Source organism: Mesorhizobium sp. B3-1-6 (assembly GCF_006439555.1).
Lineage (GTDB): Bacteria > Pseudomonadota > Alphaproteobacteria > Rhizobiales > Rhizobiaceae > Mesorhizobium.
This window is the reverse complement of record NZ_VFTM01000002.1, coordinates 119,007-141,609: the sequence shown is the minus strand read 5'-3', so window position 1 is coordinate 141,609 and position 22,603 is coordinate 119,007. Positions and strand designations below refer to the sequence as shown.

The following is a 22,603-nucleotide window of genomic DNA, read 5'->3' as shown; positions in this document are numbered from 1 at the left end:
GGATACTGCTCACATGGCGGACAGAAACCCGAAGATCAGGAGAGCCTGATCGGGCGTCATCAGCGACGGCGGATGGCCGACATCGATATTGTCGACGATGCAAAGATCGGGTCGGGCGCAGCGGGATCGTTCAAAGGCCTGCCTGTCGATGAACCCGCTCTCGCGGCCGTACATGAGCATGACCTGGGCGTCGAGCTTAGCGACCATGGGAAACAGGTCGTATTCGCGGCCGGTCATGGCCTCGAAATTCCCGGTCGTGGCCGGATCGTAGGCCAAACGAAACTCGCCAGCCCTCGCGGCAATTCTGTTATCGATGAAGCGGTCGAGGACCGGCCTCTCCACCCGCCCCATGCCTGGATTTGAGGCACGCAGATATTGACCTGCCTCGGCGCGCGTCTGGAATACAAGCGCGGCTTCGCGGATGGCTTCGTTTCGTAAGGCGTCGACCTTCGGCCCGCCAATCAGGGGGACATCGTTGAGGATGATCCTGTCGACGCGGCCGCGGTTCGCGTAGAGAAATAGAAGCAGGATCAGCCCGCCCCATGACGTGCCGACGAAATGGTTCTCCTTACCGGCAAACTGGCTGAGCGCGCGTAGGCACCTGGAATAGAGATCCATATCGTAGCCCGCGCCGAGATAGGCGCTGCGCCCTCGTCCGAGCAGGTCGGGGCAGATCACCAGATAGCCGTTGCGGCAGAGGAACGCCGCTAGGTAATCGAAATCGGAGCCATTGCCGGCAAAGCCGTGCAGGCAGAACACGGTGCCGCGCGATTGGCCGGCCGGTTGCCAGATGCGCACGAACATCGAGGCGTAACGGTCGCCGAGGCGGATCAGGATTTCCTGGGTCAGCGCCTCGCCTGGGGTAGCCTGTTCCATCACGCGTCCCGTTTGCGGACGGCGCGTTTCATGGCACCGCGGGCGTCGATGAAATCGCGCTTCCAGTAGACCGACTTGTCGAGGTTGAGCAGTTTCGCTTCCTTGATCATCGGCAGGATGTGCGAGGACGAGCGCGTAGCCATAATCGTCGCGGCAATCGCGTTGCCGCTGAGATCGGGGTTGAGTGGCCCTCTGTTTGCAACCCACGTTTCGGCAATTTCGCAGTTGGTCACGATCCAGCCGACGTAAGCGACGATCGCATCGTCAATGGAACCGATGAGGTGCGTCTGCTGCTCGATCTGGTAGCGCAAGGACTTCACCATCTGTCCAAACTCGTATCCGTCGAAGGGCGGATAGTGCGCAATGAAATTGCAGACGAGCCCGAGAGAGACCGGGTTGAAAGGAACGCGGGTGAAAAGGAGCTTGGTCATGCGGCCTCAAGGCACTTCGAATGGGCGCGACATTATGATGTGCGGTCTGTTCGCCGCTAGTGGTAAAATGCGCGCCGCGACAGGTCGAGAGGCGGCTTACACCGGCGATCCAGCCTGGCCGAGGCCTGAGCCTTCCACGGATCTACTTAAACCGCCCTTCTCCCCGCCTGCCGCCATGCGCTTCCACGGCCTTCTCGACGGCGCGCTTCAATTCGTCCTTGATCTCGACCGTCTCGGCCATCAGCGTCTCGATCTTGAGGAATTCGAGCACGCGGTATTTCGAGACATTCGGCCGGATCAGAATGTCCGGCGGGTGCTGCCTGAGCTTGTTGGCGATGATTGACTGCATCATCAGCTGGGTGGCGCCATACATCAGGTCGACTGTGGTCGGATGCCTGCGCTCGGCCTCGCTCGGCGCGCCGACGACATCGACGGCGATGATGATGTCGGCGTCCTTCTCGATGAGGTCGAAAGGCACGGGGTTGTAGATACCGCCATCGATCAGCACGCGGCCCTCGCGCGTCACCGGGCGGAACACCGCCGGGATGGCCGCCGATGCGGCAAGCGCCGAATGCAGGTCGCCTTCGGCGAACACCGCAAGGCTGTGGCCGAAATAGTCGGTCGCCGTCACCTTGAGCGGAACCTTCAGCGCCTCGAATGTCTGCGGGATCGCCTCGGGCAGGAAAGCCTTCAGAATGCGCTCGATGTTGAACTGGCTGACGCGGATGCCGCCCTGCATGGCCTCAGCGATCGTGCCCGGCCGCGAGCGCCACATGCGCGCGGCCACTTCAGCCCGGCTGCCGAGGATCGATCGGGCATAATCGTGAATCTCGGCACCCTTCATGCCCGACGCCATGCCGGCGCCCATGATGGCGCCGATCGACGAGCCGGCAATCGCCACCGGCTTGATGCCGAGATCGTCGAGAGCCTCGATGATGTGGATATGCGCGAGACCGCGCGCGCCGCCGCCGCCAAAGGCCACCCCGAAGGTCGGGCTCATCCCTTGCCGCCTCCCGCCACCTGCACCAGCGGCGGCCCAATGACCATCACCGCGGGGTCGGACGACAGGAGCTTCTTCGCCGCCGCCTTCACGTCGGCCAGCGTCACCGCGTTGATGAGAGCCGCGCGCCGCTTGATATAATCGATGCCGAGATCATCGATCTGCAGCTCCACCAGCGTCGCTGCGATGGAGCTGGACGAATCCAGATTGCTGATGGCGTAAGCGCCGACCATGTATTTCTTGGTCGCCGCGAGTTCCTCCTCGGTGGGGCCGTTCTCGGCCATGTCCTTCACCACCTGGCGCACGATCGAAAGCGTTTCGGCGGCGCGGTCGGAACGCGTCGCCGTCGTCACCAGCAGCGCGTTGGAATGCTCGTGATCGACGAGATCGGAGCTGACGCTATAGGCAAGGCCGCGTTTCTCGCGCACCTGCTCATACAAGCGCGACGTGAAAGTCGAGCCGCCGAGAATCTCGTTCATCAGCACGGCGGCGTAGAAATCGGGATCGCTCCGCTTCACGCCCGGCCAGGCAAGCTGCAGGGAGGTCTGCGGCAGATCGTAATTCACTTCGAGCTGCTGGCCGAGCTTGGGCGTGATGTCGGCAACCGGCGCCAGCGTCTGCTTGTCCGGCAGGTCGCCGAACACCTCGTCAAGCCTGCCGCTCAACGTGGCGGCGTCGATGTCGCCCACCACCGCCACATGCAGGCCGCCGCGGGCGAAGTTCGCCTTGTGGAAGGCCTTGAGGTCGTCGGCAGTGATGGTGACGAGACTATCTTTGTTGCCCTCGTCCGGCCGCGCGTAGGGATGCTGGCCATAGATCGCGCGCAGCCAGCGCTGCTGGGCGATCGTATTGGGATCCCGCTCATTGGCGAGGATGCCGGAGAGTGTCTGGGCGCGGATGCGGTCGATCGGCGCCTGATCGAAGCGCGGGCTGTTCACCGCCAGCTTCAGCAGGCCAAAAGCCTCGTCCTTCTGGTCGGACAGCATGCGCATCGAGCCATAGGTGCCATCGCGCGCCGCCTGAAAACTCATCTCCGCGCCGGCATCGTCGAGCTTCAACTGGAAGGCCTCGCTGTCGAGGTCGCCGGCGCCCTCGTCGAACAGGCCGGTCATCAGGTTGACTAGGCCTTCCTTGCCGGCGGGGTCCTGCGCCGTGCCGCCGTCGAAGACGAAACGGATCGCAACCAGTGGGATCGAATGGTCTTCCACCAGCCAGGCGGTGACGCCCTTATTCGACTTCACCTCCTGGATGTTCATTTCGGCGCGCGCGGCAAGCACCGGCAAAAGCAGGAAGAACAGGGCGAAGCAAAGGGTGGCGACGGCGCGATAGAGCTTGCCTTCCTCGCTCGCCGGAGAAGGAGAAGCGATCGTATGGCCAAGAACCATGCTCATCATCAATTCCCCGCCTGCTGCTGCGGCAAGAGATAGCCGGTGGTGGAACGATCGAGCACGAGGTAGCGGGCGGCAGCCGCCTTGACTTCATCGGCGGTCACCTTGCGGATGCGGTCCGGCCATTCCTGGACGTCCTTGACATTGCCGCCCGTGGCAAGCGTCGAGCCATACATGTTGGCCATGTCGTCCTGCTTGTCGCGCGCAAAGATCATGGAGCGCACATAGCGGGTCTTGGCCCGCTCCAGCTCATCGTCGCTCACGCCGTCCTTGACGATGCGGGCGATCTCGGCATCGACAGCCGCCTCGACATCGGCAAGCCTGGCGTCGCCGCGCGGGGCGCCATAGACGGTGAAGTTGGTGGCGTCGAGCATGGTGCCCTGGAAGTAGGCGCCGGCCTCTGAGGCGATACCCTGCTTGACGACGAGCTGCTGGTACAACCTGCTGCGGTTGTCGCCGCCGAGGATCTCGGCAAGCAGGTCGAGCGCCTCGGCTTCGCCGGGCTTAGCCGTGTGATAGGACGGCACGACCCATTGCGTCGAAAAGCTCGGCACCGAGACGCGCGCGTCGGCGAGCGTCACCGTGCGCTTCGTGTTCTGCTCCGGCTCCACGGGGCGGATGCGCGGCCGCAGGTCCGGGCCGCGGGCGACCTTTCCGTAAGTGCGCCCGGCCATCGCCTTCACCGCGTCGGGATCGACGTCGCCGACCACCACCAGCACGGCGTTGTTCGGCCGGTAGTAGGCGTCGTAGAAGGCTTTCGCGTCCGGACGGTTCAACTGCTCCATCTCTTGCATCCAGCCGATCACCGGAATGCGGTATCGCTGGTTCTGCCAGAGCGTCGCGTCGACCTCCTCCTCGAGCACCGCCTGCGGATTGCTGTCGATGCGCGAACGGCGCTCCTCCAGGATCACGTCGCGCTCGGTCTTGATGACATCGTCTGTCAGGATGAGGTTGCGCATGCGATCGGCCTCGAAGCCCATCATCTGTTCGAGGGCGGAAGGCGGCACCGTCTCGTGGAAGGCGGTGTAGTCGTAAGAGGTGAAGGCATTGTTGGAGCCGCCGATCTCGGACACGGCGCGGTCGAACTCGCCGGCGGCGTGGTTGGTCGTGGCCTTGAACATCAGGTGTTCGAAGAAATGCGCGATGCCGGATTTGCCGAGAGGCTCGTCGGCGCTGCCGATCTTGTACCAGACCATGTGGGTGACGATCGGGGCGCGGTGGTCCGGGATGACGACCACTTCCATGCCGTTGTCGAGCAGGAAATCCTTGACCTCGCCGTCATCGGCCGCGCGGGCCGGAGCGGCCGCCGCAAGCGCCAGCGCGCTGGCCAGAAGCGCTGCGCGCAGCCCAATTCCTGTTCGTCTCATCAAGTTCTCCGGTCGCGGTTGCGCGACGATAGGCAAGGTTGTTGGCAAGGCAAAGTGAATTGTGAGTCATTTTCGAGGCGGCGCTAGCCAACCTCGATGAAGCGAATGACCGTTTCGCCATAGCCCCGCTCGTCCACCACGGAAAAACCCGGGCCTGCCTCGAACGGCGCCGAGGCCGCCTCCTCGACCACGAACAAGGCGCCGGGCAACAGCCAGCCGCCGGCCTTGGCCGAGCGCAGCGCGCGTTCGCCAAGCCCCTTGCCATAGGGCGGGTCGGCGAAGATCAGGCCGAAGGGCGAGAGCGTGCCAGCCTCACCCAAATGAGCGGCGTCGCGACGAAAAATCTTGGTGCGGCCGGTGAGTCCATAGGCCTCGACGTTCTCGCGGATCAGGCCTCGCCCCTCCGTCGATTCCTCGATGAAAACGCAGTAGGAAGCACCGCGCGACAGCGCCTCAAGTCCGAGCGCGCCGGTGCCGGCGAAGAGATCGAGCACGCGGCCGCCTTCGAGCTTTTCGGCATAGCGATGCGCGAGCACGTTGAACACCGCCTCGCGGGTGCGGTCGGTGGTCGGGCGGATGGCATTGCTTTTCGGCGTCGCCAGCGGACGCCCGCGGAACTCACCGCCGACGATCCGCATTGCCGCCCCTCTTCGGACCGCGCGGCCTGTCGCCGCCATCGCCTTCGGGGCGCTCGCCGCGGGGCTTGCCGAACGGCTTCGCGCCCGGCTTGCCCTTGCCGCCCGGCTTATAGGATGCCTTGCGCGCCTTCGCCTCGGCGGCCCTGGCGGCATCGGCTTCCGCCCTGCCCTTGCCGATCGGTCGAGCGCCCGGCGCCATCCAGACATTGGCCTTGCGCTGGCCCGGCGGTTCGATCGGCCGCTGCTCGCGCTCGGATTTCTTGCCGCCGAAACGAGGCTTGTCGCCGAAGCCACCACGCGGCTTTTCGCCGAAACCGCCGCGGTCGGATTTAGGGCCGCGCTCGCCGAACGCCCGGTCCGGCCCAAACGCCCTGTCCGGCTTTGTCGAGAGCTTGCTCAGCGCCTCGTCGCGGCTGCCTTCGCGGCGCTTGCGCGCCTTGATCAGACCGCCCTCGCCGATCGGCCGGTGGTCGCCGTCGCGCGTGAATTTCGGCCGGTCGACCTCTTCGCGGCGAGGGCCGCCGCCGCGCACCGGCTTGTTGGAAAACGGCTTTTGGATGTCGGCATCGAAATTGGCGCCGGACTCCTCGATCAGCCGTTCGCCGAGCTGTTCGCGCAGCACGCGGCCCTTGATCTCCAGCACATGGCCCTCGGGCAAATCCTCGAGCTGGAACGGTCCGTAGGAGATGCGGATCAGCCGCGTCACGTCGAGGCCAAGCGCGCCGAGGATGTTCTTCACCTCACGGTTCTTGCCTTCGCGTAGGTCCAGGGTCAGCCACGCATTGGTGCCCTGCTCGCGGTCGAGCGAGGCTTCGATCGAGCCGTAGAAGACGCCGTCGACGGCGATGCCTTCACGCAGGCCGGCGAGCGCGCTCTCCTCGACCTTGCCGTGGACGCGCGCGCGGTAGCGCCGCAGCCAGCCGGTGGCCGGCAGTTCGAGCACGCGCGACAGCCCGCCGTCATTGGTCAAAAGCAGCAGGCCCTCGGTGTTGATGTCGAGCCGGCCGATCGTCATCAGCCGCGGCAGGTCGGACGGCAGTACGTCGAAGACGGTCTTGCGGCCTTCCGGATCGCGGTTGGTGGTGACGACGCCCGCCGGCTTGTGGAACAGGAAGAGACGCGTGCGCTCGATCGGCGGGATCTCGGTGCCGTCGAGATGGATGATGTCGTTGGCGCCGACATTGAAGGCCGGCGAGTCCAGCACCTTGCCGTTGACCTTGACGCGACCGGCCGCGATCAGTTCCTCGGCGTCGCGGCGCGAGGCGATGCCGGCGCGCGCCAGCCGCTTGGCGATGCGCTCGCCGCTTTCGGGCGCAGCTTCCGAGGGCCGCGGCCGTGGCTTGAAGCCGCCTTCCGGCTTTCCGCCAGCTCCGCGTGGACGATCGCTGAAGTCTCGCTTCGGCCGGTCGGCGAAATCGCGTTTGGGACGGTCGTCGAATGCCCGCTTGGGGCGGTCGAAACGTCGTTCGCCCCGATCGCCTTCGGCAGCCGCCGGTCGATCGCCACGCGGTGCGTAAGGCTTGTGGTCCTCACGCTTTTCGAAAGGCTTGCCGTCGCGCGGCGGACCTTTGCGGAACGGCCTGTCGCCACGCTCCCCGCCTTCACCCATTTCACGCGGCCCCATCTCGCGCGACTTGTAGCTGCGCTTGAAATCACGGGCCGGGCGCTCGCCCTCCGCAGCCATCGACCGGTCGCCGCGCGGTGTGTAAGGCTTGCGGCCCTCGCGCTTCTCGAAGGGCTTGCCTTCCGGGCGCGGACCTTTGCGGAACGGCTTTTCGGCGCGCCCGGCGCCCTCGCCCGTCTCGCGTGGCTTATAGCTGCGCTTGAAGTCGCGGCGCTCGCCTTCGGCAGCCATCGGTCGTTCACGCTTGGTGAACGGCTTCTTGGCGCCGTGGGCCGGTTTTCCGTCACGCCCGCCCGTCGGTCTGGAGTAGCCCTTGCGCGGCCCGCGTGGAGATTTCTTGTCGTCGTCCATTACTTTGCTCGTCTTCACCTGCTACAGCGCCGCGCGCCCTTGCGGACGCTCAACGCAGGCAGTGTCATCTTGATTTTGCGCATCCAGCGGCGCGGCAAAAACCGATTCCGGTTTTCAGGGTCTCGCGCTAAATAACAGGATCACTCTCGGGTGGCGAGAAGTAATCGGAATGGAAACCGCTTGAAACGACCGGATTTCATGGCCCTGGCGCTTGAAGAGGCCGAGGCGGCCGCCAGCCGCGGCGAAGTGCCGGTCGGCGCTGTGATCGCCAACGGCGGCACGGTGGTCGCGAAAGCCGGCAACCGCACGCGCGAGCTCTCGGACCCGACCGCGCATGCCGAGATGCTGGCGATCCGCGAGGCCTGCCGGAAGCTCGCCAGCGAACGTCTCACCGGCCACGATCTCTACGTGACGCTGGAGCCCTGCGCGATGTGCGCCGGCGCGATCTCCTTCGCCCGGCTGCGGCGGCTCTATTTCGGCGCCGCCGATGTGAAAGGCGGCGCGGTGGTCAACGGCGTGCGCTTCTTCGCCTCACCCACCTGCCACCACACGCCGGACGTCTATCCGGGGATCGGCGAGAGCGACGCCGCCCTCATCCTCAAGGACTTTTTTCGCGAGAGACGGAATGGCGATGAATGATGAAGTGAGTAGTGGTTAGTGAGCAGTGAGGCAGCGTTTCACTATTCAATATTCACAGGCCGAGCCAGTCGAACCAGCCGCCCTTCTTGCCTTCGGCCTGCGCCTTGAGGCGGCGCTCCTTCTTGTATTCGTCCTCGCCGAGCTCGTTCTGCGGCGCGGTGCCGGCAGCTTGGCGATAGGCAAGCGGCGGCTCGCTCAGATATTTGCGAACGGTCGGATCGCCCTGCTTCTGTTCGGCAAGGCTGCGCTGGATCTGAGCCCTGCGGGCGGCCGAGTTGTCATCCGGCGACCAGGCCGGCGGGTGGCTGGAGCCCGATTCGGCCAATGCCTTCTTCACCGCCTCGGGATTGGTCTGGATATCCTCGACGGCTTCCGGCTGGTAATTCGGATCGTTCTGGTGCGCGGTGGCGTCGGCGCGGATGCGGGCGCGGCGCGCCTCAGGCGATTCGGGCCAGTCGGCGCTCGCCGTCTCGATGCTCTGCTGCGGCGGCGGCAGGCTTTCCTTCTGCCCGGGAGCGGGCTTCACCAGATCAGGACGCGGCTTGTAGTCGATCGGATCTTTGCGCTTCGGGGTGATCGAGGCAGCCGCGGAGACATCGTCGAACAGCTGCGCGGCTGCCGTCTTGTCGGTTCCATAGGTCGGCGAACCCACGCAGCCTGACAGGGCGATGGCCGATACCAAAAGCGGCGCCATCAGCGCGGCGCGCGCGAACGTTCTGTCGGTCATGCCAAAAAGTCCCACTCTAACAGCCTTTCAGTCGCCACCGGCCAAGGGCACGGTCCCCTTCTTCCCCGCATTTGCGATGGAAATCCGGCGACAATTTGTCTGCCGGAGTGTCGCGTGTTTACCTCAACCACTTGTTAAGGGCAACGCGCGGGCGGTTTCAGGCCGCCCGGCGTGGCATTTGTGCACCGGCTTATCGACAGGACTACAGCCGCCCAAGGGCCTTCAGCTCATGCAACACGGCGGCATCGCGGGCCGAGACATCCGGAAATTCCGGATCCTGCCCGACATCGGCGGTGTAGCGCCAGGAGCGCGCGCATTTGACCAGACCGCGATCCTCGGCCTTCTCCACCACCACCGCCACCCCCTTGACGTCGTCGAGCGTGAAGGCGCCTTCCGGGGCCTTGCCGTGTTTGACGACGAGATCGCTGGTGATCGCCATCTCGGCCATATCGACATCGGTGATCGCGGCCTCCAGCGCCGCGTCGTCGAGCGTCACCACCGGCACCGCCTCGAGCGAAGAGCCGATCAGCTTCTCGGCGCGCGCGATCTCCAGCGCGCCGGTGACGACGCGGCGCACCTGCCTCACCTTGCGCCATTTCTCGGCCAGCGCCTCGTTGCGCCAGTCCTGCGGGATCGCGGGGAACTGGCCGAGATGCACCGACACGGCTTGCGGATGGCGGTCGAGCCAGGCTTCTTCCGTGGTGAAGGGCAGCATCGGCGCCAGCCACTTCACCAGGCATTCGAACAGGTGGCGCACCACCTGCACGGCGGCCTTGCGGCGCAGGCTCGAAGGGCCGTCGCAGTAGAGCGCGTCCTTGCGGATGTCGAAGTAGAAGGCCGAAAGCTCCACCACCATGAAGTCGAGCAGCGCGCGGGTGACACGCTTGAACTCGAACGCGTCGTAGCCCTGGCGCACCATTTCGTCCAACTCGGACAACCGGTGCAGCATCAGCCGCTCCAGTTCCGGCATCGTCTCGACCGGCACGTTCCGGCCGTCGTCATGTGCAAGCGTGCCCAGCATCCAGCGGATGGTGTTCCTGAGCTTGCGGTAGGCGTCGATATTGGTCTGCAGCACGTTCTTGCCGAGCCGCTGGTCTTCCCAATAATCGGTCGTGACCACCCAGAGCCGCAGGATGTCGGCGCCGGACTGTTTGATGACGTCCTGCGGCACGACGGTGTTGCCGAGCGACTTCGACATCTTGCGGCCTTCCTCGTCCATGGTGAAGCCATGGGTGATGACCGTGTCGTAAGGCGCCCTGCCCCTGGTGCCGCAGCTTTCGAGCAGCGAGGAATGGAACCAGCCGCGATGCTGGTCCGAGCCTTCGAGATAGACGTCGGCCGGCCATTTGAGGTCCGGACGGTCCTCCAGCGTGAAGACATGCGTCGAACCGGAATCGAACCAGACGTCGAGGATGTCCATCACCTGGTGCCATTTCGAGGCGTCATGATTGCCGAGGAAGCGTGCCTTGGCGCCCTCGGCGAACCAGGCGTCGGCGCCTTCCTTCTCGAAAGCCTCCATGATGCGCTCGTTGACGGCCTCGTCCTTCAGCACATTGCCGTCCTCGTCGGCGAAGACCGCGATCGGCACACCCCAGGCGCGCTGGCGCGACAGCACCCAGTCGGGGCGCTCCTCGATCATGGCGCGGATGCGGTTCTGGCCCGCCGCCGGAACGAAACGGGTGTCGTCGATCGCCTTCAACGCGCGACTGCGCAACGTCGTGCCGTCGCCGAGGTCCTTGTCCATATAGACGAACCATTGCGGCGTGTTGCGGAAGATGACCGGCTTCTTGGAGCGCCAGGAGTGCGGATAGCTGTGTTTCAGCCGGCCGCGCGCGAAGAGCGCGTTGCGCTCGATCAGTTCGTCGATGACGGCCTGATTGGCGTTGCCCTTCTTGCCATTGTCGTCGATGACGCGCGCCGCGCCACCTTCGCGCCCTGGGCCAAAGCCCGGCGCATCCTTGGTGAAGAAGCCGGCATCGTCGACCGTGAAGGGGATCACGGTGTCGACGCCTCGCGCCCGCAACTCGCCCGCGGCCTCCATCCAGGCGTCGAAGTCCTCGCGGCCATGGCCGGGCGCGGTGTGCACGAAGCCGGTGCCGGCATCGTCGGTGACATGCTCGCCCGCAACCATCGGCACCGGGAACTCATAGCCGCCGCCGAGGCCCTTGAAAGGATGAGAAAGCGTAAGCTTCCCAAGCTGTTCGGCCGAGACGCTGTGAAGCCTGTTCAGTGCGACCTTGGCCTTGACGGCGCACTCTTGCGCCAGCGCGTCGGCAAAGATCAGCTTCTCGCCGGGCTGCGGGCCGAAGGCGTTCTCGGCCGCCGTGACCTCATAGAGGCCATAGGCGATGCGCGGCGAATAGCTCACCGCGCGGTTGCCGGGGATGGTCCAAGGCGTGGTCGTCCAGATGACGACATGCGCCTCGACGAGGTCGAGCGCTGCCTCGTCCAGCGCGGCGCCAGCGACCGGCTGGGCGAGGCTCGCGACCGGGAACTTCACCCAGATCGTGTCGCTCTCGTAGTCCTGATACTCGACCTCGGCCTCGGCGAGCGCGGTGCGCTCGACCACGCTCCACATCACCGGCTTCGAGCCGCGGTAGAGCTGGCCGGACAAGGCGAATTTCAACAGTTCGCCGGCGATGCGCGACTCGGCATGGTACGCCATGGTGGTATAGGGATTGTCGAAATCGCCGATGACGCCAAGACGCTTGAACTCGTCGCCCTGAACCTTGATCCAGTGCTGGGCGAACTCACGGCATTCCCTGCGGAACTCATTGACCGGCACCTCGTCCTTGTTCTTGCCCTTGGCGCGATACTGCTCCTCGATCTTCCATTCGATCGGCAGGCCGTGGCAGTCCCAACCCGGCACGTAGTTGGCGTCATAGCCGCGCATCTGGAAGGAGCGGTTGATGACGTCCTTGAGGATCTTGTTCAGCGCATGGCCGATATGGATGTTGCCGTTGGCGTAGGGCGGCCCGTCATGCAGCACGAATTTCTCGCGGCCGGCGGCCTCCTCGCGCAGCTTCTTGTAAAGGTCCATGTCCTGCCAGCGCTTGACCAGGCCAGGCTCCTTCTCGGGCAGGCCGGCACGCATCGGGAAGTCCGTCTGCGGCAAATAGAGCGTTTTGGAATAGTCGATCGTTTCAACGGTGTCGGTCATTGATCTGCCATCTGCGTTGCCCGGCGGCGGGAAGCCCGGGCGTTGGACCAGCATTTTCTTGAAAAGCGCGAGGGGCGCGCGCGAAAAATCCCGGCGGCTCCAGCGGCGCTCAGGCCGCCCGGAACACCGGGCCCGTAATTCGTATCGCGATCGCGAAAAGGCGCGAAAAGCTCGTCATGGCGTGGCTTTTAGCGGATGGCGCGGCAGGAATAAAGCGCGGATTTCAAGGCATGAAGCCGCTTTCACGGCCTACATGGTGAAATTGAAGCGGTAAGTGGTCGAGACCCCGAAGGTCCACTGATTGCGGTCGCCGCGTTCCTTGACCAAGCTGGAATCGGCCGCCGGCTCCATCAGGCGCGAATATTCGGTAAAGACGCTCGCCGTCATCGGCTCGGTCACTTTCCAGGTGATCGCGCCGCCGAGCCCCGTCGATTTCAGCCCGCCGCCGGGATGGTACTCGCTCAGGCCCGAAGCGACAGCTTCCTTGGCGTTGACGCCGTAATAGGCGTCGAAATAGTCGGACGATGCGAAGGAAACGCGCGGACCACCGGAAATGCGCACGGTCGGCGTGATGTCATAGAAGGCGTCCGCGGCGATGTCCGCGACGAAGCCGTTATGGGAGCGGATGCCGTGCCTGAGCTCGGCGCGCGCCCTTAGCCAATCCAGCGGATAGAATTCGAAGAAGCCGCCCACCTCACCGCCCCAGCGCACGGGATCAAGGCCCTTGAGCTCGTCCTTGCTCTCGCGCGAGAATATGAACTTGCCGGTCAAGCCGGCGCGAACGGAACCGTCATCGATCAGCGCCAGCGAGATGTTGTCGTTGCGCGAGGTGAAGCGCGCCTCCGGACCGACCTTGCCGAGCGAGACGATCGGTTGGGCGCTGAGCATGTATTTCTTGCCGCCCTCGAAATTCGGCGCGACCAGCGCGGTGGCGCCGAGCGTCAGGTACCAGTCGCCGGATATCCAGCTGCCCTCGCCCGCTTGGGCGACAGGTGCACTGAGCAGGCCCATGGCGACGGCCAGCGGAATCGTCCCGACAATACGCATCGTCACCCCTTACGCGAAACGCGCCGGCGGCACCACCTGCCAGCGCTCAAGCCATGCCGTGCGTTCGGTAAAATTTGACTTAAAATCCGTAACATGGTCGGCAGCATCCGGATGAGGACGGCCACCAGATCAGGTGTCGCGCGGCGCGACCGGCTGGTCCAGCAACCTAGCCACGGCCTTGGTGCCTTTTCCGCCAATGCGCGCGGAGCCGTCGTCACCCACTTCCACCGTGGCACCGTTGGCGAAGCTGAGCGACCAACCGTCATCCGTAGCGTTACGCCGGCGGTCGGTGATCTCGATGCCGCCAGCGGTGACCAGCGCGACAATTCTGTCAGCGTCCATCCTCGTTCTCCGGATACGGGCCATCAATTCAGGTCGAGCCCGCCGGTAAGGTCACCGAGCGGTGGCTCGCCATGCGCGGCAACGGCCCGGTCGCGAACCACGATGCCGTGCAGCACAGGCAGTTCGAAACGCTCCGTGATGAGGCGAAGGATCGAGGTGGTGTCATAGGGCGCGTGATCGACATAGCCGTGTTTGGCGAAGGGCGAAACGATGATTGCGGGGATGCGCGTGCCGGGCCCCCAGCGATCGCCCTTGGGCGGCGCGGCATGATCCCAGATGCCGCCATTCTCGTCATAGGTGACGACGACCAGCATGTGCGGCCATTGCGGGCTCTTCTCCAGATGCGCGATGACATCGGCGATATGGCGGTCGCCCGCCTGGATGTCGGCATAGCCGGAATGCTCGTTGAGATTGCCCTGCGGCTTATAGAAGGAAACCTGCGGCAGGGCGCCATCGTCGATCGCCTGGGTGAAGCTCACGCCTCCCAGCCCCGCGTCGCGCAAATGTTCGCGCCTGGCCTCGGTGCCAGGCGCGAAGTTGGCGTAATAGTTGAACGGCTGGTGGTGATACTGGAAATTCGGGATCGGCGTGTGGTTGCCGTGGTCGAGGGTGTACTGCCAGGCGCCTGAATACCATGCCCAGCTTATGTGCTTGAGGCTGAGCATGTCGCCGATGGTCGGCTCGGTCTGCGGTGGGAGGGTCGTCGGCTTGGCCGGGTCCGCTAGGCGCGGATCGCCGCCAGGCGCCGGATCGTTGCCGCTCGGCTGGAAAGGCGGTTGCATCGTGTTTACCGCGTAGAAATCCGGCGTCAGGTTGCCGTCGGAGACGAATTTCGGGATGCCGTCGCGCGCCGATTTCGGTGAATTGTCGGCGACCTTCAGCGCCGTGCCACTGTCGTCCGTCACCGAGATCGACGGCTTGGCAGGGTTCTTGTCGGCATCGGCGTAGTAGGGCGCGCAGGCGCAGATCAGCCATTGGTGGTTGAAGAATGAGCCGCCGAACCCGCCTATGAAGAAGTGGTCGGCCAGCACGTATTTCTGCGCGACCGCCCACATGTCGGTCTTGGAGGCGTCCCAGTTGCTCATCGGCATGGCGCCCGAATCGGCCCAGGCGACGAACATGTCGTTCTTGCCGCCGTCGATTTGCATCTGGTTCTGGTAGTAGCGATGCCAGAGATCGTGCGTCACGACCGTAAGCGGGACGTTGAAACCCTTCGCGTCGTTCACGGTGAACGGCGCGTTCGCAAGGTGTTCGGTCATCGCCTGTGTCACGGGCGGCGTGACGCCCTTGGCGGTCAGCCCGTCCCACACCGGCGGCAGTTCGGACAGCACGGAGCCGTCACGGTCACGCTGCTGCAGGCTTTCCTGGCTCGCCTTGTCGATGCCGTCAGCGCCAGGAAAATGGCCATAGAGATTGTCGAAAGCGCGGTTCTCCGCGAAGATGACGACCACCGTCTCTATCTTGGCAATGCCGGCCGGCGGATCGCCAGGCTGGGCTGCGGAAGCGGACGCCGAAGCGGCAGCGCACAGAGCGAGAGTTGAGGAAAACAGGGTAAGCCCAAAGGAGCGCTTCATCACCGTGCCTCACCAGTGGTGCAAAACGGGATGACACCAGCTTCGGCACATCTTTGCAATAGCGGCGACTCTGGACGGCAGTGCCATTGGGACTACCTTCCCTCACGACAGGATGCGCCGGCCACATCTGGAGGGAAGTCGACCAAAGCGATGCCATGAAGGACGCGATCGGCCGGCCGTGGCCGGTGGGGGTCGCTTTTCACCCAATGCCGCCGATAAGCGGCATCGCCCTTGACGATTTGTAATCGCCGGTGTCGCTGCGCTAAGCGGAGCGTCGGTTGCGGCGCAGCGTCTCTATCAGATCGCAGGCTGCTTCCAGTCCGCCGGAAAGCGGGTTCGACGCGCCGTAGGCAAGAGCCGCCTCGCGCCATTGGTCCCGGACCGCCGGGTTGCCGGCTTTCAGGATTGCCTGCCGCCAGATTTCGGGGTCGTCGCGACTGGCCACAACCAGTCCCGCCCCGCTGGCTCCGACATATTTTGCATATCCGCAGGCGTCCGATGCGATGACCGGCAGGCCGTTTGCGAGCGCCTCGAGAATAACCGTGCCCGTATTTTCCAGGCGAGCCGGGTGCAGCATGAAGTCGCTCGCGACCACGACCGCCGGGATGTCCTCCTGGATGCCCAGCAGAGTGACCCTTTTCGATATGCCGGATTTGGCAATCAGGCCGAGAAGCCGCGTTTCCTCCTCGCTGTTTTTTCGAAGGCCGGCGACCAGCCAATGGATCTCCGGGAACGGCTGAAGCGCTTTTATCGCCCGGTCGAGACCCTTCACCTTCAATCTGTTGGCGATGGTCAGGGCGATGACCGTTTCGCGCGGAAGCCCAAAACGATCGCGGATTTCATTGCGGTCGACAGCCAGCAGCTCCGGTCTGCGGCGTTTCGGATCGAGCGTCGGTCCGACGACGTGAATGCGCGATTCCTCCGTCCGCCAGAAGTTGCGGTAAAGCGTTGCCTGGTGTTCGCTGAGTGCAATGATCTGCACGGCGTTGCCAGGGGCAAAGATCATCGATTCGAGCTTCTGCTGGCGCATGAAGCGGGGCGAAAACGGCCGCCACCACCCGAGCTTCGACACAAAATAGGGCGGGTCGCCGGCATAGTAGATATCCAGGCCCGCCATCTTGTTGAAACCGACCACGCAGTCGAAGTCCCGCCTGGCCGTCAGCACGGTCCTACCCAGCGCATATTCGGTGCCAGGGTTCGAGAGAACCCGTGCCGGCTGGATTTTTATCGCAGCCGAACTCTCGACATGACCGACCTGGCGGGTCGTCAGGATCGTCACGCTATGGCCGCGCTGGACCAGTCGGTCGCTGATGTTGAGACAATCCCTTTGCAGCCCTCCATTCATGAAGAGGGCAGAGATTGCGCAGCAGATTTTCATCTCATTTTCCGGAGCGCCGCCTTATCCCCCAAGTCGGATCGACGGAGAGAGACTCCGGGTGCGCCCCAGACTTCCCCAATCAAACAAACACGGCCGGGCGCCTAAATGTTGGCCGTGTTGAAACCACGAATATGCTGTATATAGCCGGTTATCAAGAGACTTGGATGCTGTCGCGTTCTACCTTTCTCCCGCCAAGACCAACCGGAGCGCGCTCATGAAAGTTCCACGGGGCGATCGCGGCTGCGAAGCCGGGTTCGACTGAAAGCCGCCACAGCCGTGCCAAGGGTCCTGCGCGAATATGACTGGCGGCAATGGCTGAGGCTGCAGCCGCTGCTGCACGCCGTCAAAACTGCCCGTTACCGGAAAATCGACCGGAGGTTTCTGCGCCAGCCGGCCAAGGATGGCGACATCCAGGGCATCCGCGCGGCCGCCCGGGGTCGCCATGTCCTGCTGACCGTTGCCTTTGGCGATGCTCAATGCCTGGATCTGCAGTTGCGGCTGACGAGCGGACTTGTTCGCCACGATCTCCATATCGTGGCCGACAACAGCGTCGGCGAAGCTTGCGCGGGCAAGAACAGGCAGGTATGCGCGGCTCACGGCGCCGCCTATGTCAGGCTGCCGGCCAATCCATGGACCGTAAGGAACCCGAGCCGGTCCCACGGCGCGGCGCTCAATTGGATGTGGCACAACATCCTGAAGCCTGGCGCGCCGGCCGCGTTCGGATTCCTCGACCAGGACCTTTTCCCGACGAAGCCATGCGACCCCTTCGAACCTCTTGAAGACGCGGCGTTTTACGGCGATCTGCGCTGGGCAGGCGCGCGATGGTATTTGTGGGCCGGCTATTGCTTCTTTCGGTTCGACGCCGTCGGCCGCGAGCCTCTCGATTTCGGGCTCGACTGGTTCGCCGGCCTCGACACTGGCGGAGCCAATTGGGAAGTGCTCTATCGGAATGCGGATCCCAACGCGGTGCCGCAACGGACGATAACCGCATTCGCCGCCTTGCCGGGAATTGAGCTCAGACAGGCCTATTGCGAATGGCGGGGAAGCTGGCTTCATGAAGTCGGCCTCGACGGCGACCTTTCTGTGAAGGCGAAAAAGCGCGAGGCGGTCCTGCGACTGCTCGCTCCCGCGCTTGAGATCGCGCTCGGATCGGCCGGACAAAGAGATTGACAGTCGACAGACCGACGAAACTTTGGAATTGGAATTTTGAAACCAGGCCGCCGACATTCGACAATTCAACGGCCACTCGGTCACGACCGATTATCGCAAGGACAGTTCCATTGCCGACAGTGAGTGTGATCATTCCGGTGCGAGACGGCGCGCAATATGTCGGCGAGGCCCTGCAAAGCATCCTGGACCAGGATCTGGCGGATATCGAAGTCATCGTGGTCGACGATGGATCTCGCGACGACACCGCCGCGATCGCGACGTCGATCAGCGACCGCGACAGCCGCGTCAGGCTTGTCGCCAACCGCGGCAAGGGGATCGTCGATGCGCTGAACATGGGGCTTTCGCTCGCGCAGGCCCCTCTTGTGGCGCGTATGGATTGTGACGATGTCTCGCTGCCCGGCAGGTTGCGCCTGCAGGTGGCGTGTTTCGACGCGGATGCCGATCTGCAGTTGCTCGGTACGGCGGGGTTGCAGATCGACCGGGACGGAAATCCGTTGAGGCCGGTTGACGTCCCCGCCGGCGGCGACCCGTTGCGCGAAGCGCTTGCCAGATACAATCCCATGCTTCATCCGACAGTGATGTTTCGGACCGAGGCCGTCCGGCGCGCGGGAGGCTACCGCCGCGCATTCACCCACGCGGAAGACTACGATCTATGGCTGCGGCTTTCCGAAACGGGAAAACTGGCCAACATGGATGCGCGGCTCGTGAAGCTGAGATCGCATCCGGGACAGGTATCACGCATGAAGGAAGATCAGCAAAAGGCAGCGGCGGCATTGGCCAGGCAGTCGGCGCTGCTGCGTCGCCATCGCGCCGAGCCGTTCGACGCGAACGGCCAACCCGCGCAGGCCATCGCAAGCTTTCTGGCGTCGCGCGCCGCCATGGGGGTCGGCATCTCCAGCCCGGAGAGACGCGACATCGAGTTGCTGCTGCGAACCGCGGACATACCCCTCACCCTCACTCTAAAGCTGCTGTTCCTCGCAGCTGTCGGCGCGCCCTCCTTCAGGACGCTCGCGCTGGGACCTCGACTGGCCTGGCGCAGGATGATCGCGCGTCCCGCAAGAATGCGGCTCAACTGATGCGGCCCGAATGATGCGTCTCGTCGTCGATCTCTCGAGCATGGCGCGTTGGCTCGGCCCTCCGGTCGGCCTAGTCCGCGTGCAACGCCACTACGCGGCCGCGGCGGCCGCATTCAAGGCTTCCGATGTGGCGTTCACCGTGTTCGACCCGATCGAGCGGGTCCTTAGACAGGTTTCGCCTGGTATGGCAGCGGAAATCATCGCCGGCGACATTTCATGCGACATGAGCTTTTACCCGGACCCGGCCCGCATCAAGATAAGGTTTTACGATCGCTGGCCGAAATGGGCGCGGCGGTTGCTGATGACGATCATAAGACCGCGCCGGATGCTGATAACGGAAATTGGCGCGTTCGGCTGGCGCCATCCCGGCAGCCCTTTTCTTCGTTTCCTCGAGCGGATCGAAAACCGGCTGATGAAGGAAACCGAGCAGCGGCAGGTCGCTCGCGAGGGCGGTTCACGCGCTCGTATCGTCCCGCTCAGGACCGTGGCCGGCGACAAATACGATCTTTCGCCCGGCGACCATCTGCTGTTGATGAACAACGACTGGGCGCATACCGATATCGAGGTCATTTCGCGCGAGGCGCGCTTGGCCGGCGCAAAGCTGATCGTGCTCTTGAACGACATCATTCCAATCCAGTTTCCCGAATGGTACAAGCCGCACGACGTCAAGAGATTCACCGACTACGTGAACCTAGCGTTCGGGCTGGCAGACCGCTTCATCCTGACGTCGAGGTGCGTCACCACTGACGTCGAGGACTACGCCGCCAAGCTCGGCGTCCATCTGCCGGAGCTGAAACAAGTCCCTCTCGGCTGCGACAGCGCCCGCGAATCGAAGGCGGACGGCGGCCTGCCGGACGGGATCGAGACCGATCGCTATATCCTGTTCGTTTCCACCATCGAGCCACGCAAGAACCATTCGCTGCTCATGGATGTCTGGAGGCGCATCGTCCTGGACGGAACGGTTGCGCGCAGCGGCATGAAGCTGGTTTTCGTCGGCCGCAGCGGCTGGATGGTCGACGGGATCCTGGCGAAGCTTCACAGCCATCCCGACTACGGCAAGAGTCTTGTCCATCTCGACAACGTCGACGACGCAACGTTGTCCCGCCTTTACCGCAACAGTGCGTTCTGCGTGTATCCGTCGCTCTATGAAGGATATGGGCTGCCGCCCGTGGAGGCGCTGGCCTATGGGAAGGCGCTGATCGCCTCCACGGGCGGAGCCATCGCCGAAGTTGTCGGCTCGTCGGGACTCTGCCTTGATCCGCTCGACGTCGAAGGATGGGAAAACGCCATGCGAGAGTGGATCACTTCGCCCGCGGCCCGTGCTCCATACGAAGCGAAGGCCAGAGAATTCGTGGCGCGAGGCTGGGAGCAGGCCGGCCGGGAGACACTGGAGGCGACGCTTGCGCCGTTCCCGGACAAAGTCCGGCCGTCGCGACAATAGCCGCCTTTATGGTTGCCGGGATACGCGGCTTGCCTGTCCGGTATTCCGGAACCGGCTCAGGTTTCGTCGACGATGTAGCGGCCGAGCTCACCCCCGGGCTTGAAGGAAAGCGCATGCTCTCGCGCCGCCCGCCCGGTGGCTATCAAATCGTCGCGATTCTCGATCGTGGTAGGAAGGTCATGGAACAGCCGGCCGCCCGCGGGCTGGGCCTGTGTTGCTGGACGGACAATGCCGTTGGGTTTAGCTTCCTTTCGCCGCACGACCGGTGGTGAATTTCGAGGGAGATGAAACCATGACTCTGCCAAGCGACGCTCTCAAGGACGCGATCGGCCAGACGCGGGACAAATGGGGATGGTTCGTGGCGCTCGGCGTGCTGCTGCTGATCTTCGGCGGCATCGCCTTCGGCAATCTGTTCATCGCCACCGTCGCCTCGGTCTATGTCGTCGGCTGGCTGATGCTGATGGCAGGTGTCATCGAGATCATCCACGCCTTCGGGGTCAAGACCTGGGGACGTTTCTTCTACTGGCTGCTGAGCGGCCTGCTCTACGCCGTCGCCGGCTTCTTCGCCTTCGACAACCCGTTGCTGGCCTCGGCGGTGCTGACGCTGCTGTTGGCCATCGCGCTCGTCGCTTCGGGGCTTCTGCGGTCCTGGGTGGCCTTCAATCACCGGCCGCAGCAAGGCTGGGGATGGCTGCTCGCGGCCGGCATCATCACCATTCTGCTCGGCCTGATGATCGCCATGGGCTGGCCGGTGAACAGCCTTTGGGTGCTTGGCATCTTCCTGGCGATCGACCTGGTCTTCCAGGGATGGAGCTTCATCGCCATCGGCCTGGCGCTGAAGCGGTAGGCTTCCGTCAGTCGGCGTTGAGAAGCGTGACTGCGGCAAGTGCCAGCGCAATGCCGAGATATTGGGCTTTCGAAACGTCCTCCTTGAAGACGACCGCGCCGACCAGAACGGCGCCGGCCACCACAATCGTATTGACCAGAGCGCCGGTAACGGCAAGATTCAGTCGCGTGTTGATGAAGGCAAACATGAAGTAGGATACCGGCGACAGCAGCATGACGATGGCCAGGCTGCGGCCGCTGCCGGTCTTGCCCCAATGCGCGCTAAGTCCGTCGCAGAGGATGAACAGCGCCGCGCAGGGCAGGACAACGGCCCACACCATCAGGTCTATCTTCATTAGCGCTTTCTGCGCAATCAAGCGCCCGCGGCCGGTGAAATGCTTCACCCATGCGAGTCAGCCTTTGATCGAGCGGCAGACTGAAGACGATCCGAGCAATTCCAGGAAAAGTGTGTAGTGGTTGGGCTCGGCGACTTCGCCGTGCCCGTCCGGAATTGCGTCAAAACAAGGAGATAGGGCGTTTCGCCGTTTCCGTGAAACGCACTAGAACGCGATCTCGGCGTCCAGTTGCGAGAGCGGGCGCACGCCCGCCAGCAGCGCCCTCGCCTCGGCCTCGTCCTTTTTCATCTGCGCCACCAGCGCATCAAGGCCGTCGAATTTGAGCTCCGGCCGCAGGAAGCCGAAGAACGACACCTGGCAGGTCTGGCCATAGAGATCGCCGGAAAAATCGAAGACGTAGGTTTCGAGCAGCGGCGCGCCATTGTCGTCGACGGTGGGACGCCGGCCGAAGCTGGCGACGCCATCATGGAGCGTGCCGTCGGCGCGACGGAAGCGGACGGCATAAATCCCTTCCTTCAAGGCCGCTTCCGGCGAAAGCCGCATATTGGCGGTCGGGAAGCCGAGGGTGCGGCCAAGCTGCTGGCCGCCGATCACCTCGGCTTCGACGGTGAAACGGTAGCCGAGCAGGCCGGCGGCCTCCTCCACCTTGCCTTCGGCGAGCAGTCCCCGGATGCGACTCGATGAAACCACCTCCGCGCCCTCATCGCGGAAGGCATCGACCAGCGTCACGCCGAAGCCATGCCGTTCTCCGGCAGCCATCAGAAAGGCCGGGCCACCCTGGCGGTCCTTGCCGAAATGAAAGTCGAAACCGGTGATGGCATGGCGGATGCCGAGGTTCTTCTCCAGCACGTCGGTCACGAAAGCCTCGGGCGACAGCGAGGCGAAATCGCGCGTGAACGGCTGCTCGACCAAGGCGGCAAAGCCAAGCCCGGCAAGCAGCCGCGCCTTCATCGGTGGCGGCGTCAGCACGAAGAGCGGCACCTGTGGCCGGAAGATCTTGCGCGGATGCGGCTCGAAAGTGAGCACCAAAGCGGGCACACCGCTGCGGCGGGCTTCGGTCAGCGCGCGCTCCAGGACGGACTGATGGCCGCGGTGGACACCGTCGAAATTACCGATCGCCACGACGCCGCCGCGCAGATGCGCGGGCAGTGGCGAGACCGCGGAAAGACGTTCGAAAGCTTGCTTCATATCGA

21 protein-coding genes are annotated in these 22,603 nt (G+C 64.1%); 5 read left to right on the top strand and 16 right to left on the bottom strand.

Translation table 11 applies throughout. The features are described from left to right. Positions 1–9: 9 nt before the first annotated feature. From FJ414_RS02960 to FJ414_RS02930, 7 genes are all read right to left on the bottom strand, one after another. Positions 10–876 (bottom strand): alpha/beta hydrolase, encoded by an 867-nt coding sequence (locus tag FJ414_RS02960; RefSeq protein WP_140641146.1) that lies wholly within the window; start codon positions 874–876, stop codon positions 10–12. Then, positions 876–1,307: a hypothetical protein gene (locus FJ414_RS02955; protein WP_140641145.1), complete on the bottom strand. Its 432-nt coding sequence runs from the start codon at positions 1,305–1,307 to the stop codon at positions 876–878. Before FJ414_RS02955 ends, FJ414_RS02960 begins: the two co-directional genes overlap by 1 nt. 142 nt (positions 1,308–1,449) lie before the next feature. Then, on the bottom strand, positions 1,450–2,307 hold the full coding sequence (locus tag FJ414_RS02950) for a patatin-like phospholipase family protein (RefSeq protein ID WP_140641144.1): 858 nt from the start codon (positions 2,305–2,307) through the stop codon (positions 1,450–1,452). After that, positions 2,304–3,698, bottom strand: coding sequence for a pitrilysin family protein (locus tag FJ414_RS02945; protein WP_246672280.1), 1,395 nt, complete (start codon positions 3,696–3,698; stop codon positions 2,304–2,306). Before FJ414_RS02945 ends, FJ414_RS02950 begins: the two co-directional genes overlap by 4 nt. 2 nt (positions 3,699–3,700) lie before the next feature. Next, positions 3,701–5,062 (bottom strand): pitrilysin family protein, encoded by a 1,362-nt coding sequence (locus FJ414_RS02940; protein WP_140641142.1) that lies wholly within the window; start codon positions 5,060–5,062, stop codon positions 3,701–3,703. Positions 5,063–5,145: 83 nt separating this feature from the next. After that, positions 5,146–5,700 carry a 16S rRNA (guanine(966)-N(2))-methyltransferase RsmD gene (rsmD, locus tag FJ414_RS02935; protein WP_140641141.1) on the bottom strand — a complete coding sequence of 185 codons (555 nt, stop codon included), beginning with the start codon at positions 5,698–5,700 and terminating at the stop codon, positions 5,146–5,148. Next, a complete protein-coding gene (locus FJ414_RS02930) occupies positions 5,681–7,675 on the bottom strand; it encodes a pseudouridine synthase (protein WP_140641139.1) in 1,995 nt (664 codons plus the stop codon). Before FJ414_RS02930 ends, rsmD begins: the two co-directional genes overlap by 20 nt. Positions 7,676–7,855: 180 nt before the next feature. On the opposite strand from FJ414_RS02930, the gene FJ414_RS02925 reads away from it, so the two are divergent. After that, entirely contained in the window at positions 7,856–8,314 is a 459-nt protein-coding gene (locus FJ414_RS02925; protein ID WP_140641137.1) for a nucleoside deaminase, read from the top strand. Between the two features lie 52 nt (positions 8,315–8,366). Here the strand turns inward: FJ414_RS02925 and FJ414_RS02920 are convergent, their stop codons facing one another. The 7 genes from FJ414_RS02920 to FJ414_RS31350 form a co-directional block, all read right to left on the bottom strand. Then, complete coding sequence (locus FJ414_RS02920; protein WP_140641135.1) at positions 8,367–9,041, bottom strand: hypothetical protein; 675 nt, start codon at positions 9,039–9,041, stop codon at positions 8,367–8,369. Positions 9,042–9,243: 202 nt separating this feature from the next. After that, positions 9,244–12,201, bottom strand: a complete 2,958-nt coding sequence (gene ileS / locus FJ414_RS02915) for an isoleucine--tRNA ligase (RefSeq protein ID WP_140641133.1) — start codon at positions 12,199–12,201, stop codon at positions 9,244–9,246. Positions 12,202–12,450: 249 nt separating this feature from the next. Then, the gene (locus FJ414_RS02910; RefSeq protein ID WP_140641131.1) at positions 12,451–13,248 is read right to left on the bottom strand and encodes a MipA/OmpV family protein; all 798 of its coding nucleotides are present in this window, start codon (positions 13,246–13,248) and stop codon (positions 12,451–12,453) included. Positions 13,249–13,377: 129 nt separating this feature from the next. Next, on the bottom strand, positions 13,378–13,590 hold the full coding sequence (locus tag FJ414_RS02905; protein ID WP_140641129.1) for a hypothetical protein: 213 nt from the start codon (positions 13,588–13,590) through the stop codon (positions 13,378–13,380). Between the two features lie 23 nt (positions 13,591–13,613). Further along, positions 13,614–15,164, bottom strand: coding sequence for an acid phosphatase (locus tag FJ414_RS02900; RefSeq protein WP_140641127.1), 1,551 nt, complete (start codon positions 15,162–15,164; stop codon positions 13,614–13,616). Positions 15,165–15,426: 262 nt separating this feature from the next. Continuing rightward, a complete protein-coding gene (locus FJ414_RS02895) occupies positions 15,427–16,509 on the bottom strand; it encodes a glycosyltransferase family 4 protein (protein ID WP_246672294.1) in 1,083 nt (360 codons plus the stop codon). Positions 16,510–16,719: 210 nt separating this feature from the next. Next, positions 16,720–17,139 carry a hypothetical protein gene (locus FJ414_RS31350; protein WP_181181508.1) on the bottom strand — a complete coding sequence of 140 codons (420 nt, stop codon included), beginning with the start codon at positions 17,137–17,139 and terminating at the stop codon, positions 16,720–16,722. Between the two features lie 81 nt (positions 17,140–17,220). Here FJ414_RS31350 and FJ414_RS31345 point away from each other — a divergent pair, with 81 nt between their 5' ends. The 4 genes from FJ414_RS31345 (at position 17,221) to FJ414_RS02875 (ending at position 21,076) form a co-directional block, all read left to right on the top strand. Beyond that, on the top strand, positions 17,221–17,712 hold the full coding sequence (locus tag FJ414_RS31345) for a hypothetical protein (protein ID WP_181181507.1): 492 nt from the start codon (positions 17,221–17,223) through the stop codon (positions 17,710–17,712). Beyond that, a complete protein-coding gene (locus FJ414_RS02885; protein WP_181181506.1) occupies positions 17,709–18,788 on the top strand; it encodes a glycosyltransferase in 1,080 nt (359 codons plus the stop codon). Before FJ414_RS31345 ends, FJ414_RS02885 begins: the two co-directional genes overlap by 4 nt. 10 nt (positions 18,789–18,798) lie before the next feature. Next, complete coding sequence (locus FJ414_RS02880; protein ID WP_140641119.1) at positions 18,799–20,229, top strand: glycosyltransferase family 1 protein; 1,431 nt, start codon at positions 18,799–18,801, stop codon at positions 20,227–20,229. A gap of 292 nt (positions 20,230–20,521) precedes the next feature. Then, positions 20,522–21,076, top strand: a complete 555-nt coding sequence (locus FJ414_RS02875) for an HdeD family acid-resistance protein (RefSeq protein ID WP_140641117.1) — start codon at positions 20,522–20,524, stop codon at positions 21,074–21,076. 7 nt (positions 21,077–21,083) lie between these two features. Here FJ414_RS02875 and FJ414_RS02870 read toward each other — a convergent pair whose 3' ends face one another. Next, positions 21,084–21,410: a hypothetical protein gene (locus FJ414_RS02870; RefSeq protein ID WP_140641115.1), complete on the bottom strand. Its 327-nt coding sequence runs from the start codon at positions 21,408–21,410 to the stop codon at positions 21,084–21,086. 204 nt (positions 21,411–21,614) lie between these two features. Continuing rightward, positions 21,615–22,598, bottom strand: coding sequence for a bifunctional riboflavin kinase/FAD synthetase (locus tag FJ414_RS02865; protein WP_140641114.1), 984 nt, complete (start codon positions 22,596–22,598; stop codon positions 21,615–21,617). Between the last annotated feature and the right edge of the window lie 5 nt (positions 22,599–22,603).

Excerpts from the sequence above, each read along its gene's own strand:
- FJ414_RS02960 (WP_140641146.1), bottom strand. The coding sequence starts at position 876 with ATGGAACAGGCTACCCCAGGCGAGGCGCTGACCCAGGAAATCCTGATC.
- FJ414_RS02955 (WP_140641145.1), bottom strand. The coding sequence starts at position 1,307 with ATGACCAAGCTCCTTTTCACCCGCGTTCCTTTCAACCCGGTCTCTCTC.
- FJ414_RS02950 (WP_140641144.1), bottom strand. The coding sequence starts at position 2,307 with ATGAGCCCGACCTTCGGGGTGGCCTTTGGCGGCGGCGGCGCGCGCGGT.
- FJ414_RS02945 (WP_246672280.1), bottom strand. The coding sequence starts at position 3,698 with ATGAGCATGGTTCTTGGCCATACGATCGCTTCTCCTTCTCCGGCGAGC.
- FJ414_RS02940 (WP_140641142.1), bottom strand. The coding sequence starts at position 5,062 with ATGAGACGAACAGGAATTGGGCTGCGCGCAGCGCTTCTGGCCAGCGCG.
- rsmD (WP_140641141.1), bottom strand. The coding sequence starts at position 5,700 with ATGCGGATCGTCGGCGGTGAGTTCCGCGGGCGTCCGCTGGCGACGCCG.
- FJ414_RS02930 (WP_140641139.1), bottom strand. The coding sequence starts at position 7,675 with ATGGACGACGACAAGAAATCTCCACGCGGGCCGCGCAAGGGCTACTCC.
- FJ414_RS02920 (WP_140641135.1), bottom strand. The coding sequence starts at position 9,041 with ATGACCGACAGAACGTTCGCGCGCGCCGCGCTGATGGCGCCGCTTTTG.
- ileS (WP_140641133.1), bottom strand. The coding sequence starts at position 12,201 with ATGACCGACACCGTTGAAACGATCGACTATTCCAAAACGCTCTATTTG.
- FJ414_RS02910 (WP_140641131.1), bottom strand. The coding sequence starts at position 13,248 with ATGCGTATTGTCGGGACGATTCCGCTGGCCGTCGCCATGGGCCTGCTC.
- FJ414_RS02905 (WP_140641129.1), bottom strand. The coding sequence starts at position 13,590 with ATGGACGCTGACAGAATTGTCGCGCTGGTCACCGCTGGCGGCATCGAG.
- FJ414_RS02900 (WP_140641127.1), bottom strand. The coding sequence starts at position 15,164 with ATGAAGCGCTCCTTTGGGCTTACCCTGTTTTCCTCAACTCTCGCTCTG.
- FJ414_RS02895 (WP_246672294.1), bottom strand. The coding sequence starts at position 16,509 with ATGAATGGAGGGCTGCAAAGGGATTGTCTCAACATCAGCGACCGACTG.
- FJ414_RS31345 (WP_181181507.1), top strand. The coding sequence starts at position 17,221 with ATGTGGCACAACATCCTGAAGCCTGGCGCGCCGGCCGCGTTCGGATTC.
- FJ414_RS02880 (WP_140641119.1), top strand. The coding sequence starts at position 18,799 with ATGATGCGTCTCGTCGTCGATCTCTCGAGCATGGCGCGTTGGCTCGGC.
- FJ414_RS02875 (WP_140641117.1), top strand. The coding sequence starts at position 20,522 with ATGACTCTGCCAAGCGACGCTCTCAAGGACGCGATCGGCCAGACGCGG.
- FJ414_RS02870 (WP_140641115.1), bottom strand. The coding sequence starts at position 21,410 with ATGAAGATAGACCTGATGGTGTGGGCCGTTGTCCTGCCCTGCGCGGCG.
- FJ414_RS02865 (WP_140641114.1), bottom strand. The coding sequence starts at position 22,598 with ATGAAGCAAGCTTTCGAACGTCTTTCCGCGGTCTCGCCACTGCCCGCG.